General features: G+C 60.9%; 14 protein-coding genes. 2 read left to right on the plus strand and 12 right to left on the minus strand.

Features of this window, described 5'->3' with window-relative positions; translation table 11 throughout:
- Positions 1–12: 12 nt before the first annotated feature.
- The 12 genes from Q8L89_05710 to Q8L89_05765 all read right to left on the minus strand — a co-directional run bounded on the left by Q8L89_05710 (position 13) and on the right by Q8L89_05765 (position 11,647).
- A complete protein-coding gene (locus Q8L89_05710; GenBank protein ID MDP1708545.1) occupies positions 13–324 on the minus strand; it encodes a metalloregulator ArsR/SmtB family transcription factor in 312 nt (103 codons plus the stop codon).
- Positions 325–385: 61 nt separating this feature from the next.
- The gene (gene lipA / locus Q8L89_05715) at positions 386–1,333 is read right to left on the minus strand and encodes a lipoyl synthase (GenBank protein ID MDP1708546.1); all 948 of its coding nucleotides are present in this window, start codon (positions 1,331–1,333) and stop codon (positions 386–388) included.
- A gap of 12 nt (positions 1,334–1,345) precedes the next feature.
- Positions 1,346–2,038 carry a lipoyl(octanoyl) transferase LipB gene (gene lipB / locus Q8L89_05720; GenBank protein MDP1708547.1) on the minus strand — a complete coding sequence of 231 codons (693 nt, stop codon included), beginning with the start codon at positions 2,036–2,038 and terminating at the stop codon, positions 1,346–1,348.
- On the minus strand, positions 2,031–2,912 hold the full coding sequence (locus tag Q8L89_05725; protein MDP1708548.1) for a D-amino acid aminotransferase: 882 nt from the start codon (positions 2,910–2,912) through the stop codon (positions 2,031–2,033). Before Q8L89_05725 ends, lipB begins: the two co-directional genes overlap by 8 nt.
- A gap of 39 nt (positions 2,913–2,951) precedes the next feature.
- Entirely contained in the window at positions 2,952–4,121 is a 1,170-nt protein-coding gene (locus Q8L89_05730; protein MDP1708549.1) for a D-alanyl-D-alanine carboxypeptidase family protein, read from the minus strand.
- Positions 4,122–4,186: 65 nt separating this feature from the next.
- Positions 4,187–5,110, minus strand: coding sequence for a septal ring lytic transglycosylase RlpA family protein (locus tag Q8L89_05735; protein ID MDP1708550.1), 924 nt, complete (start codon positions 5,108–5,110; stop codon positions 4,187–4,189).
- The gene (gene mltB, locus Q8L89_05740; protein ID MDP1708551.1) at positions 5,094–6,092 is read right to left on the minus strand and encodes a lytic murein transglycosylase B; all 999 of its coding nucleotides are present in this window, start codon (positions 6,090–6,092) and stop codon (positions 5,094–5,096) included. The genes Q8L89_05735 and mltB overlap by 17 nt, the downstream gene beginning before the upstream one ends.
- 8 nt (positions 6,093–6,100) lie before the next feature.
- Positions 6,101–7,186, minus strand: coding sequence for a rod shape-determining protein RodA (gene rodA, locus Q8L89_05745; protein MDP1708552.1), 1,086 nt, complete (start codon positions 7,184–7,186; stop codon positions 6,101–6,103).
- Between the two features lies 1 nt (position 7,187).
- Positions 7,188–9,095 carry a penicillin-binding protein 2 gene (gene mrdA, locus Q8L89_05750; protein ID MDP1708553.1) on the minus strand — a complete coding sequence of 636 codons (1,908 nt, stop codon included), beginning with the start codon at positions 9,093–9,095 and terminating at the stop codon, positions 7,188–7,190.
- Positions 9,096–9,130: 35 nt separating this feature from the next.
- Positions 9,131–9,613 (minus strand): rod shape-determining protein MreD, encoded by a 483-nt coding sequence (gene mreD, locus Q8L89_05755; GenBank protein MDP1708554.1) that lies wholly within the window; start codon positions 9,611–9,613, stop codon positions 9,131–9,133.
- Positions 9,610–10,509 (minus strand): rod shape-determining protein MreC, encoded by a 900-nt coding sequence (mreC, locus tag Q8L89_05760; protein ID MDP1708555.1) that lies wholly within the window; start codon positions 10,507–10,509, stop codon positions 9,610–9,612. The genes mreD and mreC overlap by 4 nt, the downstream gene beginning before the upstream one ends.
- Before the next feature lie 91 nt (positions 10,510–10,600).
- Positions 10,601–11,647 (minus strand): rod shape-determining protein, encoded by a 1,047-nt coding sequence (locus Q8L89_05765; GenBank protein ID MDP1708556.1) that lies wholly within the window; start codon positions 11,645–11,647, stop codon positions 10,601–10,603.
- A gap of 146 nt (positions 11,648–11,793) precedes the next feature.
- Here Q8L89_05765 and gatC point away from each other — a divergent pair, with 146 nt between their 5' ends.
- Both gatC and gatA read left to right on the plus strand, forming a co-directional pair.
- Positions 11,794–12,081 carry an Asp-tRNA(Asn)/Glu-tRNA(Gln) amidotransferase subunit GatC gene (gene gatC / locus Q8L89_05770; protein MDP1708557.1) on the plus strand — a complete coding sequence of 96 codons (288 nt, stop codon included), beginning with the start codon at positions 11,794–11,796 and terminating at the stop codon, positions 12,079–12,081.
- A gap of 75 nt (positions 12,082–12,156) precedes the next feature.
- Positions 12,157–13,611, plus strand: coding sequence for an Asp-tRNA(Asn)/Glu-tRNA(Gln) amidotransferase subunit GatA (gene gatA, locus Q8L89_05775; protein ID MDP1708558.1), 1,455 nt, complete (start codon positions 12,157–12,159; stop codon positions 13,609–13,611).
- Position 13,612: the final 1 nt, after the last annotated feature.

Consider the following 13,612-nt stretch of genomic DNA (forward strand, 5'->3'; position numbering starts at 1 on the left):
GTCGTGGTAATGCTAGCTTTTGTTTTTCACGTAGTCTCGCACGTCTTTCATGATCTGCAATAGCAAGGGTTTGTTGATCCACAGATACACTTCCTTGCCGACTTTCTCGCTCAGTAATACCTGAGCCTCGCGCAACACCCGCAAGTGGTGATCCACGGCCGAGCGTGAGAGGCTGGAAACAGCCACGATCTGGCTTACATTCAGCCGCTCACCTGGCTCGAAGGTGAGCAGGATGCGCTGGCGGTGTTCATCGCCCAGGGCGGTAAAGGCCTTGGAGACCGATCGCCATTGTGTTGGAAGGGCGCGAAGATAATGCTTATTCATAACTACATGCTTATTTATATAGTTATATAAGTCAAGCGCCTGTTGAGAGGTTTTTTACGGATCAGGCGGAGCGCTGGTTTTTTGCCTGTAAATCAGCATGGTACGATGAGCGTACCATGGGGCCGCTGGCTACATTGCTGAAGCCCATGCGCCTGCCGGTTTCAGCCAGCTGGTCAAATTCCTGCGGGGTGACAAAGCGTTCCACTGCGAGGTGATGGCGGCTGGGTTGCAGGTACTGGCCAAGGGTCAGCATGTCGACGTCGTGCGCGCGCAAATCCTGCATCACCTGCTCGATCTCGGCCAGCTCTTCACCCAGACCCAGCATCAAGCCAGATTTGGTGGGCACCCCGGGGTGGGCGGCCTTGAAGCGCTGGAGCAGGGTGAGTGAATACTGGTAGTCAGCGCCGGGACGGGCCTGCTTGTACAAGCGCGGCACGGTTTCCAGATTGTGGTTGAACACATCGGGCGGTGCCTGCTGCATGATGTCGAGGGCGATATCCATGCGGCCGCGAAAGTCCGGCGTCAGGACTTCAATGCGTGTCTGGGGTGACTGCTGGCGCACGGCCTGTATGCAATTGACGAAGTGCTCCGCACCGCCATCACGCAGGTCATCACGATCTACCGAGGTGATCACGACATATTTCAGACCCATGGACTGGATGACGTGGGCCAGATTGGCGGGTTCCTGGGTATCCAGCGCTTCGGGTTTGCCGTGCGCGACATCGCAGAACGGGCAGCGTCGAGTGCAGATCGCCCCCATGATCATGAAGGTGGCCGTACCGTGGCCGAAGCATTCGCCGAGATTGGGGCAGGCGGCCTCCTCACACACGGTGTGCAGGCGGTGTTCGCGCAAAATGCCCTTGAGGCGTGCGACCTCCGGGCTGGCGGTGGATTTGGCGCGTATCCAGGCCGGCTTGCGCCCCAGCGTGGTGCTGGGAACGACCTTGATCGGGATGCGCGCCATCTTGGAGGCGCCTTTCAGTTCACGCAGAGTTTCGTTGTTGGCCATGTGCAGATGCTATCAGTAGCCGACCGTGGGGTGGGGCGGGTCGGCAGGTAAGGTGTGGGTGGTCTGTTCCAGCGCGCTAGTGTAACCCAGGTGATGTGCCAGTTGGGCAACCAGACGGCTGGCCGTCTGGGCCGGGTCGGCCGGGATGCCGAGCGTGCGCATGTCGGTGACTGGCAGCCCGGGCTGGCCGCAAGGCTGGATCTGCGCGTAGGGGGTGAGATCCATGGCCACGTTGAGGCTGAGGCCGTGGTAGCAATGGCCATGACGCACGCGCAGGCCGAGGGCGGCAATCTTGGCGCCGCCGACATACACGCCAGGTGCGTCGCGGCGGGCGCTGGCGCTGACGCCATGGTCGGCGAGCAGGGCGATGACGGACTGCTCCAGCGCGTTGACCAGCTGGCGGACGCCGAGGCCGCGTCGGCGCAGATCAAGCAGCACATAGGCGACAACCTGCCCCGGGCCATGATAGGTCATCTGGCCGCCGCGATCGCTGTGTACGACGGGAATCGCAGCACTGCCGCAGTCAGCAGGTGTGTATTGCGCGTTGAGCCCGCAGGTGAATACCGGCGGGTGCTGTACTAACCAGATTTCATCCGTGGTCGAGGGGGTGCGGGCGGCGGTAAAGGCGCGCATGGTCTCCCATACCGGGGTGTAATCACGCACACCCAGTTGCCGCACCCGTACCTCGGTGGCGGGTTCAGGCATGGGTGCCGCTGCGCAACTGCTGCTTGTAGTCCTGATACAGCGCGGTCATGCGTTGCCACAGCGGGCCGGGTTTGCCATCGCCGACGGCGGTGTCATCCAGCCGGGTCACCGGCATGATTTCCTTGGTGGAGCTGGTAAGCCAGACTTCATCGGCGGTGCGCAGCTCCGCCTCGCTGATGGCGGCCTCGCGGTGGGCAATACCGGCGGCTTGCGCCAACTCCAGAACCAGGTCGCGGGTGATGCCGGGCAGCAGCAAAGGGCCTTTGGGCGGGGTGATGACGGTACCCTGGTTGACGATAAACAGGTTGCTCGCGGCGCCCTCGGTGACGGCGCCGTCACGGATCAGGATGGCCTCCGTTGCGCCGCGTTCGACCGCCTCCTGCCGCAGCAGGATGTTGGGCAGCAGGGCAATGGCCTTGATGTGGCAGTATTTCCAGCGGATATCTGGCAGTGTGACAGCGGTAATGCCCTGCGTGGCATAGGCGTCCGGCACCGGCGGCAGCGGATTGCTCATGGCCAGCACTGTCGGCGTCACCCCGGAGGGGAAGGCATGGTCGCGCTTGGCAACGCCGCGCGTCACCTGCAGGTAGATGTACTGGTCGGGGTTGTCCGGTGTTGTATTACGGCGCAGCAGTTCGCTCAGTATCTCGTCCCACTGGGCGTGTGCGAGCGGGTTGCTGATGCGTACCCCGGCCAGGCTGTGGTCGAGGCGCGCGAGGTGTTCCGCCAGCCGAAACAGTTTCCCACCATAGGCGGGAATCACTTCGTAGACGCCGTCACCGAAGATAAAGCCGCGATCCAGCACCGGTACCGTTGCCTGGTCGAGCGGCAGAAAGCTGCCATTCAGATAAACAGTGGGGGAGGTGTTGGTCATAAATTTATAAGCGCCGCGCTACCTGTGCAGCACTGTCTTTTAATTCCACCACAAGCGGATAGTATCGATCAGGCGGCGCCACAGGCCGCCCTGGGCGACCTCATGCAGTGCGACCAGCGGCGGCTTGGCGATCGTATCGCCTGCAAGTGATACCGTTACGTTGCCAAACGACTGGTTCTTGGCCACTGGCGCAATGAGATGCGCGTGCATGTCCATGGAGGCTGAGAGATTCCTGTATTGACCACGCGGCACGGTGACATACAGATCGCTGTTGAGGCCAAGACGCAGTGTGCGTTCGGCACCTTTCCAGACCGGCAGGGTATAGAGCTCTTGCCCGGCGGCATACAGACGGTGGGTCTCGAAGAAGCGAAAGCCATAATTCAGAATCGCCAGGCTTTCCTGCGCGCGTGCCTTCTCGTCCTTGGTGCCGAGCACTACCGAGATCAGGCGCATACCGTCACGCAGTGCCGAGGCCACCAGGCAAAACCCGGCACTGTCGGTGTAGCCGGTCTTTACGCCGTCAACGCCCTGATCACGCCACAGCAGCTGATTGCGGTTGAACTGGGTGATGTTGTTGTAGCTGAATTCCTTGGTGGAGTACCACGCGTAATACTCGGGAAATTCCATGATGATGGCACGCGCCAGCAGTGCGATATCGTGCGCTGTGACGTAGAGCTCGGGGTCTGGTAAACCGGTACTGTTGGTGAAATGACTGTCAGTCATGCCCAGTTCTTTGGCGTGCTGGTTCATCAGCGTGGCGAAGCCAGCTTCTGTGCCCGCCACGTGTTCGGCCAGCGCCACGCTGGCATCGTTACCGGACTGAATGATCATGCCCTTGAGCAAATCCTCCAGCGAAACCCGGGTGTTCACCTTCACAAACATGCGCGAGCCTTCCGTGCGCCAGGCCTTTTCACTGATGGTGGCCTGATCGGCAAGCTTGAGCTTGCCGGCCGCGAGCTCCTTGAATACGGTGTAGGCGGTCATGAGTTTGGTCAGGCTGGCAGGCTCCATCCGTTCATCAGCATGGCTCTCCGCGATGACGCGCTGGCTGTGTACGTCGATCAGGATATGGGCACGTGCTGCAATGGCGGGTGCCGCCGGGATGGGTTGTGCCGCCGGGGCAGGCGTATCGGTGGAGGGTGCGGCCTGCACCGCATGCAGGGCGGTGAGCAGCGCAAGACTGCACAGCATACGAGTCATAGTCATCATGATAAACAATCGCCTTTGAGTAACATTATTGGGTGAAGCACGCAGGAGCGTTGAATCGGGTCGCGTCAGTCAATCACTACCTGCGGGGTACTGAATCCGAGCTGATTGAGCATACCGCTCAGGCGGTCTGTTTCCTCGGCGCTTTGCACCGGCCCGATACGCACACGGTAAAGTGTGCCGCCGGGGCTGGGCGCTTCCGTGATCTGCACAGTTATGCTTGCCTTGCTCAGCAGCGTGTCACGCAGACGTTCGGCATTGCCACGACTCTGAAAGGCGCCCATCTGAAGGTAGGTGGGGGCTGCAGGTGCAGACTGAGATGTCTGGGGTAAGGCAGCTATTGACCGGTCATGGGCGGCAACAGCCGTGGATGCTGGCGTGGAGACATCAATCACCCGCACCTCGACCTGGCCGGTGCCTGTATCGAGTATGCCGAGTCGGCTCGCTGCAGCATAGGAGAGATCAATCAGGCGGTCACCCACGAACGGCCCGCGATCATTGATGCGCACGATCAGCGTGCGCCCGTTGCGCAGGTTGGTGACCTGTGCATAACAGGGGATGGGCAGCGTCTTGTGCGCGGCGGTGAAGGCGTACATGTCGTAGGGTTCGCGGCTGGAGGTGTATTGGCCGTGAAACTTGGTGCCATACCACGAGGCCGTGCCGCGCTCGACATAGCCTGTGCTGCTCTCCATGACAAAGTAGCGCTTGCCGTAAACGGTATAAGAAGGCGGGTTGCCATATCTGCTGCGTGGCTCGGGGCGCGGCACCGGCTCGGGCAGGGAGGCGAGATCGGGTGGATTCGCGGGTGCGCCATCCCGCGCGGGCCGTTCCGGCGACGACGGAGGCGCTACGACTGACTTCGGTGCCGTGCCACAGGCAGACAGTACGGCAACCAGCAGGCAACAGACGGCCAGCGGCAAGCGGGTGGGGAAGGGGTAACTGCATGCCCCCCGGGGCGTGTAGCAGGATACAGGGTTACTGGCGTTGCGCACGAATCTCCTGGCTCAACTGGTAGACAGCCATGGCATAAAGGGCGCTGATATTATAACGGGTAATCGCATAAAAATTCTGCATACCTACCCAATATTCCAGGCCATTGTTGCCTTCGAGCTCCAGCAGCGTGCCGCGAACGATGCCCGAGCCGGGTGTAGGCGCGGGGTCGGTAGCATCAAGTGTAACGCCGTACCGGGACAGTTGGTCGATGCCCATCTCTGGCTTGAGTCCCGCATCAAGCAGGAGGGTGTATTTGTCGCCCTGTACCCGGGCCCGGTTCGCAATGGGTGCGCCGGGCTGCCAGCCATGCACGCTGAGATAGTTGGCGACACTGCCGATCACATCGTCAACACTGCCCCACAAATCGCGCCGCCCGTCCTTGTCGAAGTCCACGGCATAGCGGCGAAAGCTGCTGGGCATGAATTGTGGCAGGCCCATGGCACCGGCATACGAGCCTTTGGGCGCGGTGGCATCGATCTGCTCTTCGCGCGAGAGCAGCAGGTAGTGTTCGAGTTCGCTGCGGAAGAAGGGGCTGCGCGGCGGGTAGTCGAAGGCCAGCGTTGCCAGCGCATCGAGCACCCGGTAGCTGCCGGTGTTTTTACCGTAACGCGTTTCCACGCCGATGATGGCCACAATAATTTCAGCCGGCACGCCATAGATGCTTTCGGCGCGCGCGAGAACGGCGGCATGTGCGTTCCAGAATTCCACGCCACCGCTAATGCGGGATGGAGTCACGAAGATGGGGCGGTAGTCGCGCCATGGTTTTCTTTCCGCAGGAGATCTGATGGCATCAAGGATGGACGACTTGGTCTCGGCCTGCGCAAGCAGCTGGGTTAGCTCAGCACGATCAAAGCCATTCTGCCTGACCATCTCGTCGATGAAGCCTTGCAGTTCAGGGCGGGTATCAACCTCCAGGGCGCTGACGACAGGTCCATAGAGTGTACAGAGTAGTGGCAGAAGCAATATTTTAAGTTTATGCACAATGAGTCTCAGGAGTGTTCGCGTATGCGATGGGTGTGGATGGACATGAGGATACCGAAAGATGCCATGAGTGTCACTAATGACGTGCCGCCGTAGCTGATGAGCGGCAAGGGTACGCCTACTACGGGCAGCAGCCCGGTGACCATGCCGATATTGATCAGGATATAGGTAAAGAAGCTGAGTATCAGTCCGCCTGCGACCAGACGGTTGAAGTTGTTTTGCGCGGTGTAGGCGATGATAAGGCCGCGTACGATCACGAACAGAAACAGCGCAAATAGCAATACCGCGCCGATCAGGCCGAATTCCTCACCGTAGACTGCAAAAATAAAGTCGGTGGTGCGCTCTGGGATGAAGTCGAGGTAGGACTGGGTGCCGTTGAGCCAGCCTTTGCCGAATATCCCGCCCGAGCCAACGGCGATGGTGGATTGCATGATGTGATAGCCCGTGCCGAGCGGGTCTTGCTCCGGGTCGAGAAAGGTGAGCAGGCGCTGGCGCTGATAGTCATGCATGATGTGCCACAGCAGGGGGGCGGCGGCGGCGGTCAGCACTGCTGCACCACCGATCACGCGCCAGCGCAGGCCGGACAGCAGCAGCACGAACATGCCTGCGGCGGCGACCAGCAACGCCGTACCCATGTCTGGCTGCTTGGCAATGAGCGCCGTCGGTACGGCCACTAACGCCAGCACCACCAGCGCGCGTGACAGACCGGGTGGCAGCGGCCGGCTGCCGAGATACCAGGCTACCATCAACGGTACTGCGAGCTTCATGAGCTCGGAGGGCTGGAAGCGCAATCCGCCGATCTGCAGCCAGCGTTGTGCCCCCTTGGCCGTATCGCCGAACAGCAGGACTGCAATGAGCAAAATCAGGCCGGCGCCAAACAGCAGGGGCGCGGTCTGCTGATAGCGATGCGGCGGTATTTGTGCCAGTGCGAACATCAGGCCGAAGGCCAGGCCAAAGCGCAGCAGCTGCCGCCACAGCAATTGCATGTCCTGGCCGCCCGCGCTGTAGAGTACCAGCAGGCTGACGCTGGCCAACAGCAGCAGTCCTGCGAGCAGCGGGCCGTCGAGATGCAGCTTGTGCCAGGGGCTGGTCATGCTACTCATTCAGCTCGGGATCAATGTTGCCGGTATCGACGGGCTCGGCAGGCGGCTGCCCCAGCAGGTACTGATCCATCACCTTGCGCGCAATGGGTGCCGCGACACTGCCGCCGTGACCGCCGTTTTCCACCAGCACTGCCACGGCGATGCGCGGCTGCTCGGCTGGCGCAAAGGCAATAAACAGGGCATGGTCACGCAGGCGCAGATCGACCTCTGCCTCTACATATTTCTCGCTCTGCTTGATGCCAAATACCTGGGCGGTACCGGTCTTGCCGGCGATGGTGTAGGGAGATTTGATGCCAATAGCGCGGGCTGTGCCACGTGGACCGTGTACCACCTGGGTCATGGCCGCGATGACACTGTCCCAGTTGTGATCATTCTTGATCGGCACGGCGGTGCTGTCAGGGGTGGCTGGGGAGGTGATCTGGCCGGTGGCAGAGTCATGGATTTCGGCAACGATCCGGGGTGTGGTGTGCGTGCCACGCATGGCGAGCGTGGCGCTGGCGGCGGCGAGTTGCAGCGGGGTGGTGAGCATATACCCCTGGCCAATCCCGGTGATGACGGTTTCACCCGGGTACCAGGGCTGTTGGCGGGCGCGTTTCTTCCACTGTGCAGAAGGCAACAGGCCCGGGAGTTCGCCACCAATATCGATACCGGTCTTCTGGCCGAGACCAAACTGGCTCAGGAAGTTGTGTAGTCGGGTGATGCCGAGTGTGTCGGCAAGGGTATAGAAGTACACATCACATGACTCTACGATGGCACGTTCCAGATCAACCGTACCATGGCCTCTGGGGTTCCAGTCACGGTAGCGGTGCTCATGGCCCTTGAGGCTGAACCAGCCGGGACAGAAGGTATTCTGCTGTTCAGTAATGACGCCCAGTTCGAGCCCGCCCAGGCCGATAAACGGCTTGATGGTAGAGCCAGGCGGATACTGGCCGCGCAAGGCGCGATTGTAGAGCGGTTTGTCGGGCGAGTGATTCAGCGCGTTGTAGTCCTTGCTGTCAATGCCGTTCACAAACGGGTTGGGGTCATAGGCGGGTTGGCTCACCAGCGCCAACACCGCACCGTTAGCGGGGTCGAGTGCGACGACAGCGCCGCGCTGGTGGCCCAGTGCTGCGGCAGCGACCGATTGCAGCTGAATGTCGAGATTGAGGTGCAGGGTGTCTCCGGCCTGCGACGGGGTACGTTGCAGCACACGCAGCAGACGACCCTGGGCATTGGTCTCCACCTGTTCGAAGCCGACCTTGCCGTGCAGCACGTCTTCATAGGTCTTTTCCACGCCTGTTTTCCCGATATGCGTACTGCCGCCGTAATTGATCGGGTCGAGCTGTGCAAGATCATCTTCGCTGATGCGCGCGACATAGCCCAGCGCGTGCGCAGCAAGTTCGGCGTAAGGGTAGTAGCGCATCATGCCGGCAGTGATATCGACCCCCGGGAAGCGCGGGCGGTTTACGGCGAAACTCGCCAGTTCTTCTTCTGAAAGATGTTGCCGCAGTGGCACGCCCTTGCTGTAACGCTTCTGTGAGCGCAGTCGATGGAAACGTTTTATATCGGCGTCGGTAATGATTACCACATCCTGTAATGCCGCGAGTGTGGCGCTCATGTCCTGCACCTGCTCGGGAATCACCTCAAGTCCAAACGAAGGTATGTTTTGTGCGAGTAATACGCCATTACGATCGTAGATCAGTCCGCGTGCCGGTGGCAGTGAGACGATTCTGATCTGATTGTTTTTGGACAGTGTGATGTAGCGTTCGTGGTTGATGACTTGCAGATAGACAAGCCGGCTCAGCACCACGAATACGAGCAGCACAGTGCATATGAGGGCGACAATCATGCGCCGACGCAGCAAGCGTGTTTCACGCACCGGATCGCGCAGGTGGTCTCTGGCGGTGATACGACGATCCATCGTTTATTTGCTGTCGCCAGCGGGTAGCGTGTGGCTCATGTGACCCGCAACGTACGGCGCAGATTGCGCAGCACCAGAAATACGGGCGGCCACAGCAGCATGCTGGTCAGTGTCGGTAGCAGGTAGTCCCAACGCCAGGGGAGTTGGTGGGTCATGCCCGTAATCCACAGCACCAGCATCTGCTCGATAAACACCAGCGCAAGAACGCTGAGCGCCTGTTGCCAGAGCGTGAACAAACGCAGCCGCATGTAGAGTTTGAGCGTGATGTAGGCTACGAGCGCAAAGGCGAGTGCGTGTTGGCCGAGCAGTGTGCCGGTGGCAGCGTCCATCAGCAGCCCCATGCCCCAGGCAGTGCCGATACCAATGCGATGTGGCAGGGCCAGGCACCAGTAAATAAGTACCAGCATGACCCATTCCGGGCGTACCAGTGTGGCCCAGGTGGGGATGGGTACCAGACTCAGCATCAGTGCTACCAGCAGGGAGAGCGCAATGGCCCAGCCGCGACGCGGGCGGCTCATGGTGTTTCCGCCTCTGTCGGTGGAGCATCGGCAGGCGCGGGGACTTCCGGCTCGCTCAGTACCAACAGCACCTCGCGGTTGTGCTCCAGGCGGGCGGTGGGCGCGGCGCGAATCCTGGCAAAGGTCAGGCTGGGGTCGTGTTCTACGCTGATCACCTTTGCGACCGGGTAGTCCGGGGGAAAGCGTCCGCCCAGACCGGAGGTGACCAGCAGGTCGCCCACCTGAATATCGGCATCGGTAGGCACGTACGGGAGATCCAGCCGGTCAGGGATGCCAGTGCCGACGACAAGCGTGCGCAAGCCATTACGTTCGACCTGCACCGGCACGGCATGGCTGGGGTCGGTAATGAGCAATGCGATGCTGGATGCGGGATTGACATGGATGAGCTGACCCATGAGGCCGTAGGCATCAATCAGTGGCAGCCCCGGCGTCACGCCGTGCGCAGATCCCATATTAATGACAACCTCGCGGCGGAAGGGGTCAAGGTCAACGGCGAGCAGTTCTGCCACGCGGGTCTGTTTGCCTAACTTGACCGAGGACTGCAGCAGTTCGCGCAGACGTGCATTTTCATTTTCCAGTGAATTGAGTCTGTGCAGCTGTGCGCTCTGCACCAGCGACTCGCTGCGCAATTCGGCATTTTCACGCAGCAGGAGCGTGCGTGAAGAGAAGCTGTCGGCGATCCAGGCGCCTACCCTGAAAGGCAGGTCGACACTGTATTGTACCGGGTAGATAAGCAGGGAGAGCGCTTGACGCACGCCGTCGAGGCGGTGCTGACGATGGTCGAACGTCATCAACGCAAGTGCGAGCAGCACGAACACCAGAAGCCGCAACGTGGTATAGGGGCCACGCGCGAACAGCGGCTTCATCTGCTCCGGTGTAATCGCTGCTTTTACCATTCGCTGGTCATAGCACCGCTAGCAAACCTCTGATAAAGCCCTCAACGTTTGTTGGTGCGAGCGCGGCGGGCGATTTCGTGGTCCTCGGGTTTTACTCCTGAATCAGCACGTCGCGCCCGTGCTCGTCGATCATTTCCAATGCGATACCGCCACCGCGTGCCACGCAGGTGAGGGGGTCTTCGGCCACAAATACCGGCAGGCCTGTTTCCTCCATCAGCAGCTTGTCGAGATCGCGCAACAATGCCCCACCGCCGGTGAGCACCATGCCGCGCTCGGCCACGTCGGCGCCGAGCTCCGGGGGCGTTTGTTCGAGTGCAGCGCGCACTGCGCTGACGATGCCGGACAAAGGCTCCTGCAGCGCCTCGAGAATTTCATTGCTGTTGAGCTTGAAATGGCGCGGCACGCCCTCGGCCTGGTTGCGGCCCCATACCTCCATTTCACGCACTTCGTTGCCGGGGTAGGCTGAGCCGATTTCCTGCTTGATGCGCTCGGCGGTAGAGTCGCCGATCAGGCTGCCATAGTTGCGGCGCACATAGTTTACGATGGCGTCGTCGAAGCGGTCGCCGCCGATGCGCACCGAGGCCGAGTATACAATCCCGTTGAGCGAGATCACCGCGACCTCCGACGTGCCACCGCCGATGTCCAGCACCATCGAGCCGTTGGCCTCGCCGATGGGCAGGCCGGCGCCGATGGCGGCCGCCATCGGCTCTTCAATCAGGAACACCTCGCTCGCGCCCGCGCCGACGGCAGACTCCTTGATGGCACGCCGTTCCACCTGGGTGGAGCCGCAGGGCACGCTGACCAGTACGCGCGGGCTCGGGTGCAGGAAGCGGTTCTTGTGCACCTTGTGAATGAAGTACTGCAACATCTTCTCGGTCACGGTGAAATCGGCAATCACGCCATCCTTGAGCGGGCGAATGGCGCTGATGTTGCCGGGGGTGCGGCCCAGCATGCGCTTGGCTTCGGTGCCCACGGCGGCGATGGTTTTCGGGCCCTGCGGGCCGCGCTCCTGACGGATGGCCACCACTGAGGGCTCATTCAGTACGATGCCCTGGCCCCGCACGTAGATCAGCGTATTGGCCGTGCCAAGGTCAATCGAGAGGTCAGTGGAAAACATCCTGCGCAAACGTCCAAACATGTATCTTCAGTCCTGACAAAGGGTATAAATAGGGTATAAACAGCTCACTCTATCAACCGCCGGCCCTTTGGGCAAGCCGCCAAATGTGATAAGTTACACGTTATGAACCCGGCGAGGCCGGGCCGATGACGCTTTGAGATAGTCTGATGTCTTTACAACCCACCGACGTAGAAAAAATCGCGCATTTGGCGCGTCTGGCCGTGAGCCAGCAGGATATCCCGGCCTATGCCCATAACCTGTCCAGTATTATTGATCTGGTGGGGCAAATGAACACGGTCGATACCAGCCACGTTACGCCCATGGCCCACCCGCTGGATATGGCCGCCCGCCTGCGCCCCGATAGCGTCAGCGAGAGCAACCAGCGTGAACGTTTCCAGGCCATCGCGCCGGAAGTGGATGCCGGCGTGTATCTGGTGCCGAAGGTTATAGAATAAAAACAGTCGCGAGTCGCGAGTCGCAAGTGGCGAGGAGCTGCCTTGCCCCGGCTACTCGCTACTAGTCACTACACTATGCACACTAAAACCATTGCAGAATTGTCGCGCGCGCTGCACCGGCGCGAAGTGTCGAGCACCGAGCTGACGCAGGATTTTCTCGCGCGCATCAAGCAGCACAACGGCGCGCTCAATGCCTACATTACCGTCACGGAAGCGCAGGCGCTGGAGCAGGCGCGCGCGGCAGACGCCCGGCTGACCGAAGCCAACGCCAACCCGCTCATGGGTATTCCGCTGGCGCAGAAAGACATCTTCTGTACGCAGGGCGTGAAGACGACGTGTGGCTCGAAAATGCTCGACAATTTTATTGCGCCATACGACGCTACCACCGTCGAGCGTTTTAACCGCGCCGGTGTGGTCATGCTGGGCAAGACCAACATGGACGAATTCGCCATGGGGTCGTCCAACGAAACCAGCTGGTACGGACCGGTAAAAAACCCGTGGGATACCAGCGCCGTGCCGGGCGGCTCCTCCGGCGGTTCGGCCGCTGCCGTGGCCGCGCGGCTGGCGTCTGCCGCCACCGGCACCGACACCGGCGGCTCCATCCGCCAGCCCGCCGCGCTGTGCGGCATCACCGGCCTCAAGCCTACTTACGGTCGCGTGTCGCGTTACGGCATGATCGCCTTCGCTTCCAGCCTTGATCAGGGCGGCCCCATGGCGCGCACGGCGGAAGACTGCGCGTTGTTGTTGCAGGCCATGGCGGGGTTTGACCCGCGCGATTCCACCAGCGCCGATCGGCCGGTGCCGGGCTATGACGCCGCGCTCAATGATTCCATCAAGGGCCTCAAGATCGGCCTGCCCAAGGAATATTTCGGTGACGGCCTGGACGCCGCTGTGGCGCAGTCGATCGAGGCCGCGATCAAGCAGTATGAAAAACTCGGCGCCACCGTACACGACATCAGCTTGCCCAACACCCATCTGGCCGTGCCGGTGTATTACGTCATTGCGCCCGCCGAGTGCTCCTCCAATCTGTCGCGTTTCGACGGTGTGCGTTTTGGTTACCGCTGCAAGGAACCGAAAGACCTGGAAGATTTGTACAAGCGCTCACGCGGCGAAGGTTTTGGCGCCGAGGTCAAGCGCCGCATCATGGTCGGTACCTATGCGCTCTCGGCTGGTTACTACGACGCCTATTATCTCAAGGCACAGCAGTTGCGGCGTTTGATCAGCGATGACTTCACGCAGGCCTTCAGCAAGGTGGATGTCATCATGGGCCCCACCGCGCCCACAGCGGCGTTCAACCTCGGCGAAAAGACCGACGATCCCGTCACCATGTATTTGTCCGATATTTACACCATTGCCGTCAATCTGGCCGGGCTGCCCGCCATGTCGATCCCGGCCGGGTTTGCCGGGCAGCGCCCGGTGGGTCTGCAACTCATCGGCAACTATTTCGACGAGGCCCGGCTGCTGAATATCGCGCACCAATATCAAAAAGTTACTGACTGGCATGCGCGTGTACCCGTCGGCTTTGAGTAAA

The sequence above is a fragment of the Gammaproteobacteria bacterium genome, from assembly GCA_030680605.1.
Classification (GTDB): domain Bacteria; phylum Pseudomonadota; class Gammaproteobacteria; order SURF-13; family SURF-13; genus JAQBXX01.

Excerpts from the sequence above, each read along its gene's own strand:
- gatA (MDP1708558.1), top strand. The coding sequence starts at position 12,157 with ATGCACACTAAAACCATTGCAGAATTGTCGCGCGCGCTGCACCGGCGC.
- mreC (MDP1708555.1), bottom strand. The coding sequence starts at position 10,509 with ATGGTAAAAGCAGCGATTACACCGGAGCAGATGAAGCCGCTGTTCGCG.
- lipA (MDP1708546.1), bottom strand. The coding sequence starts at position 1,333 with ATGGCCAACAACGAAACTCTGCGTGAACTGAAAGGCGCCTCCAAGATG.
- Q8L89_05710 (MDP1708545.1), bottom strand. The coding sequence starts at position 324 with ATGAATAAGCATTATCTTCGCGCCCTTCCAACACAATGGCGATCGGTC.
- mreD (MDP1708554.1), bottom strand. The coding sequence starts at position 9,613 with ATGAGCCGCCCGCGTCGCGGCTGGGCCATTGCGCTCTCCCTGCTGGTA.
- Q8L89_05765 (MDP1708556.1), bottom strand. The coding sequence starts at position 11,647 with ATGTTTGGACGTTTGCGCAGGATGTTTTCCACTGACCTCTCGATTGAC.
- rodA (MDP1708552.1), bottom strand. The coding sequence starts at position 7,186 with ATGACCAGCCCCTGGCACAAGCTGCATCTCGACGGCCCGCTGCTCGCA.
- Q8L89_05725 (MDP1708548.1), bottom strand. The coding sequence starts at position 2,912 with ATGACCAACACCTCCCCCACTGTTTATCTGAATGGCAGCTTTCTGCCG.
- gatC (MDP1708557.1), top strand. The coding sequence starts at position 11,794 with ATGTCTTTACAACCCACCGACGTAGAAAAAATCGCGCATTTGGCGCGT.
- Q8L89_05730 (MDP1708549.1), bottom strand. The coding sequence starts at position 4,121 with ATGATGACTATGACTCGTATGCTGTGCAGTCTTGCGCTGCTCACCGCC.
- lipB (MDP1708547.1), bottom strand. The coding sequence starts at position 2,038 with ATGCCTGAACCCGCCACCGAGGTACGGGTGCGGCAACTGGGTGTGCGT.
- mrdA (MDP1708553.1), bottom strand. The coding sequence starts at position 9,095 with ATGGATCGTCGTATCACCGCCAGAGACCACCTGCGCGATCCGGTGCGT.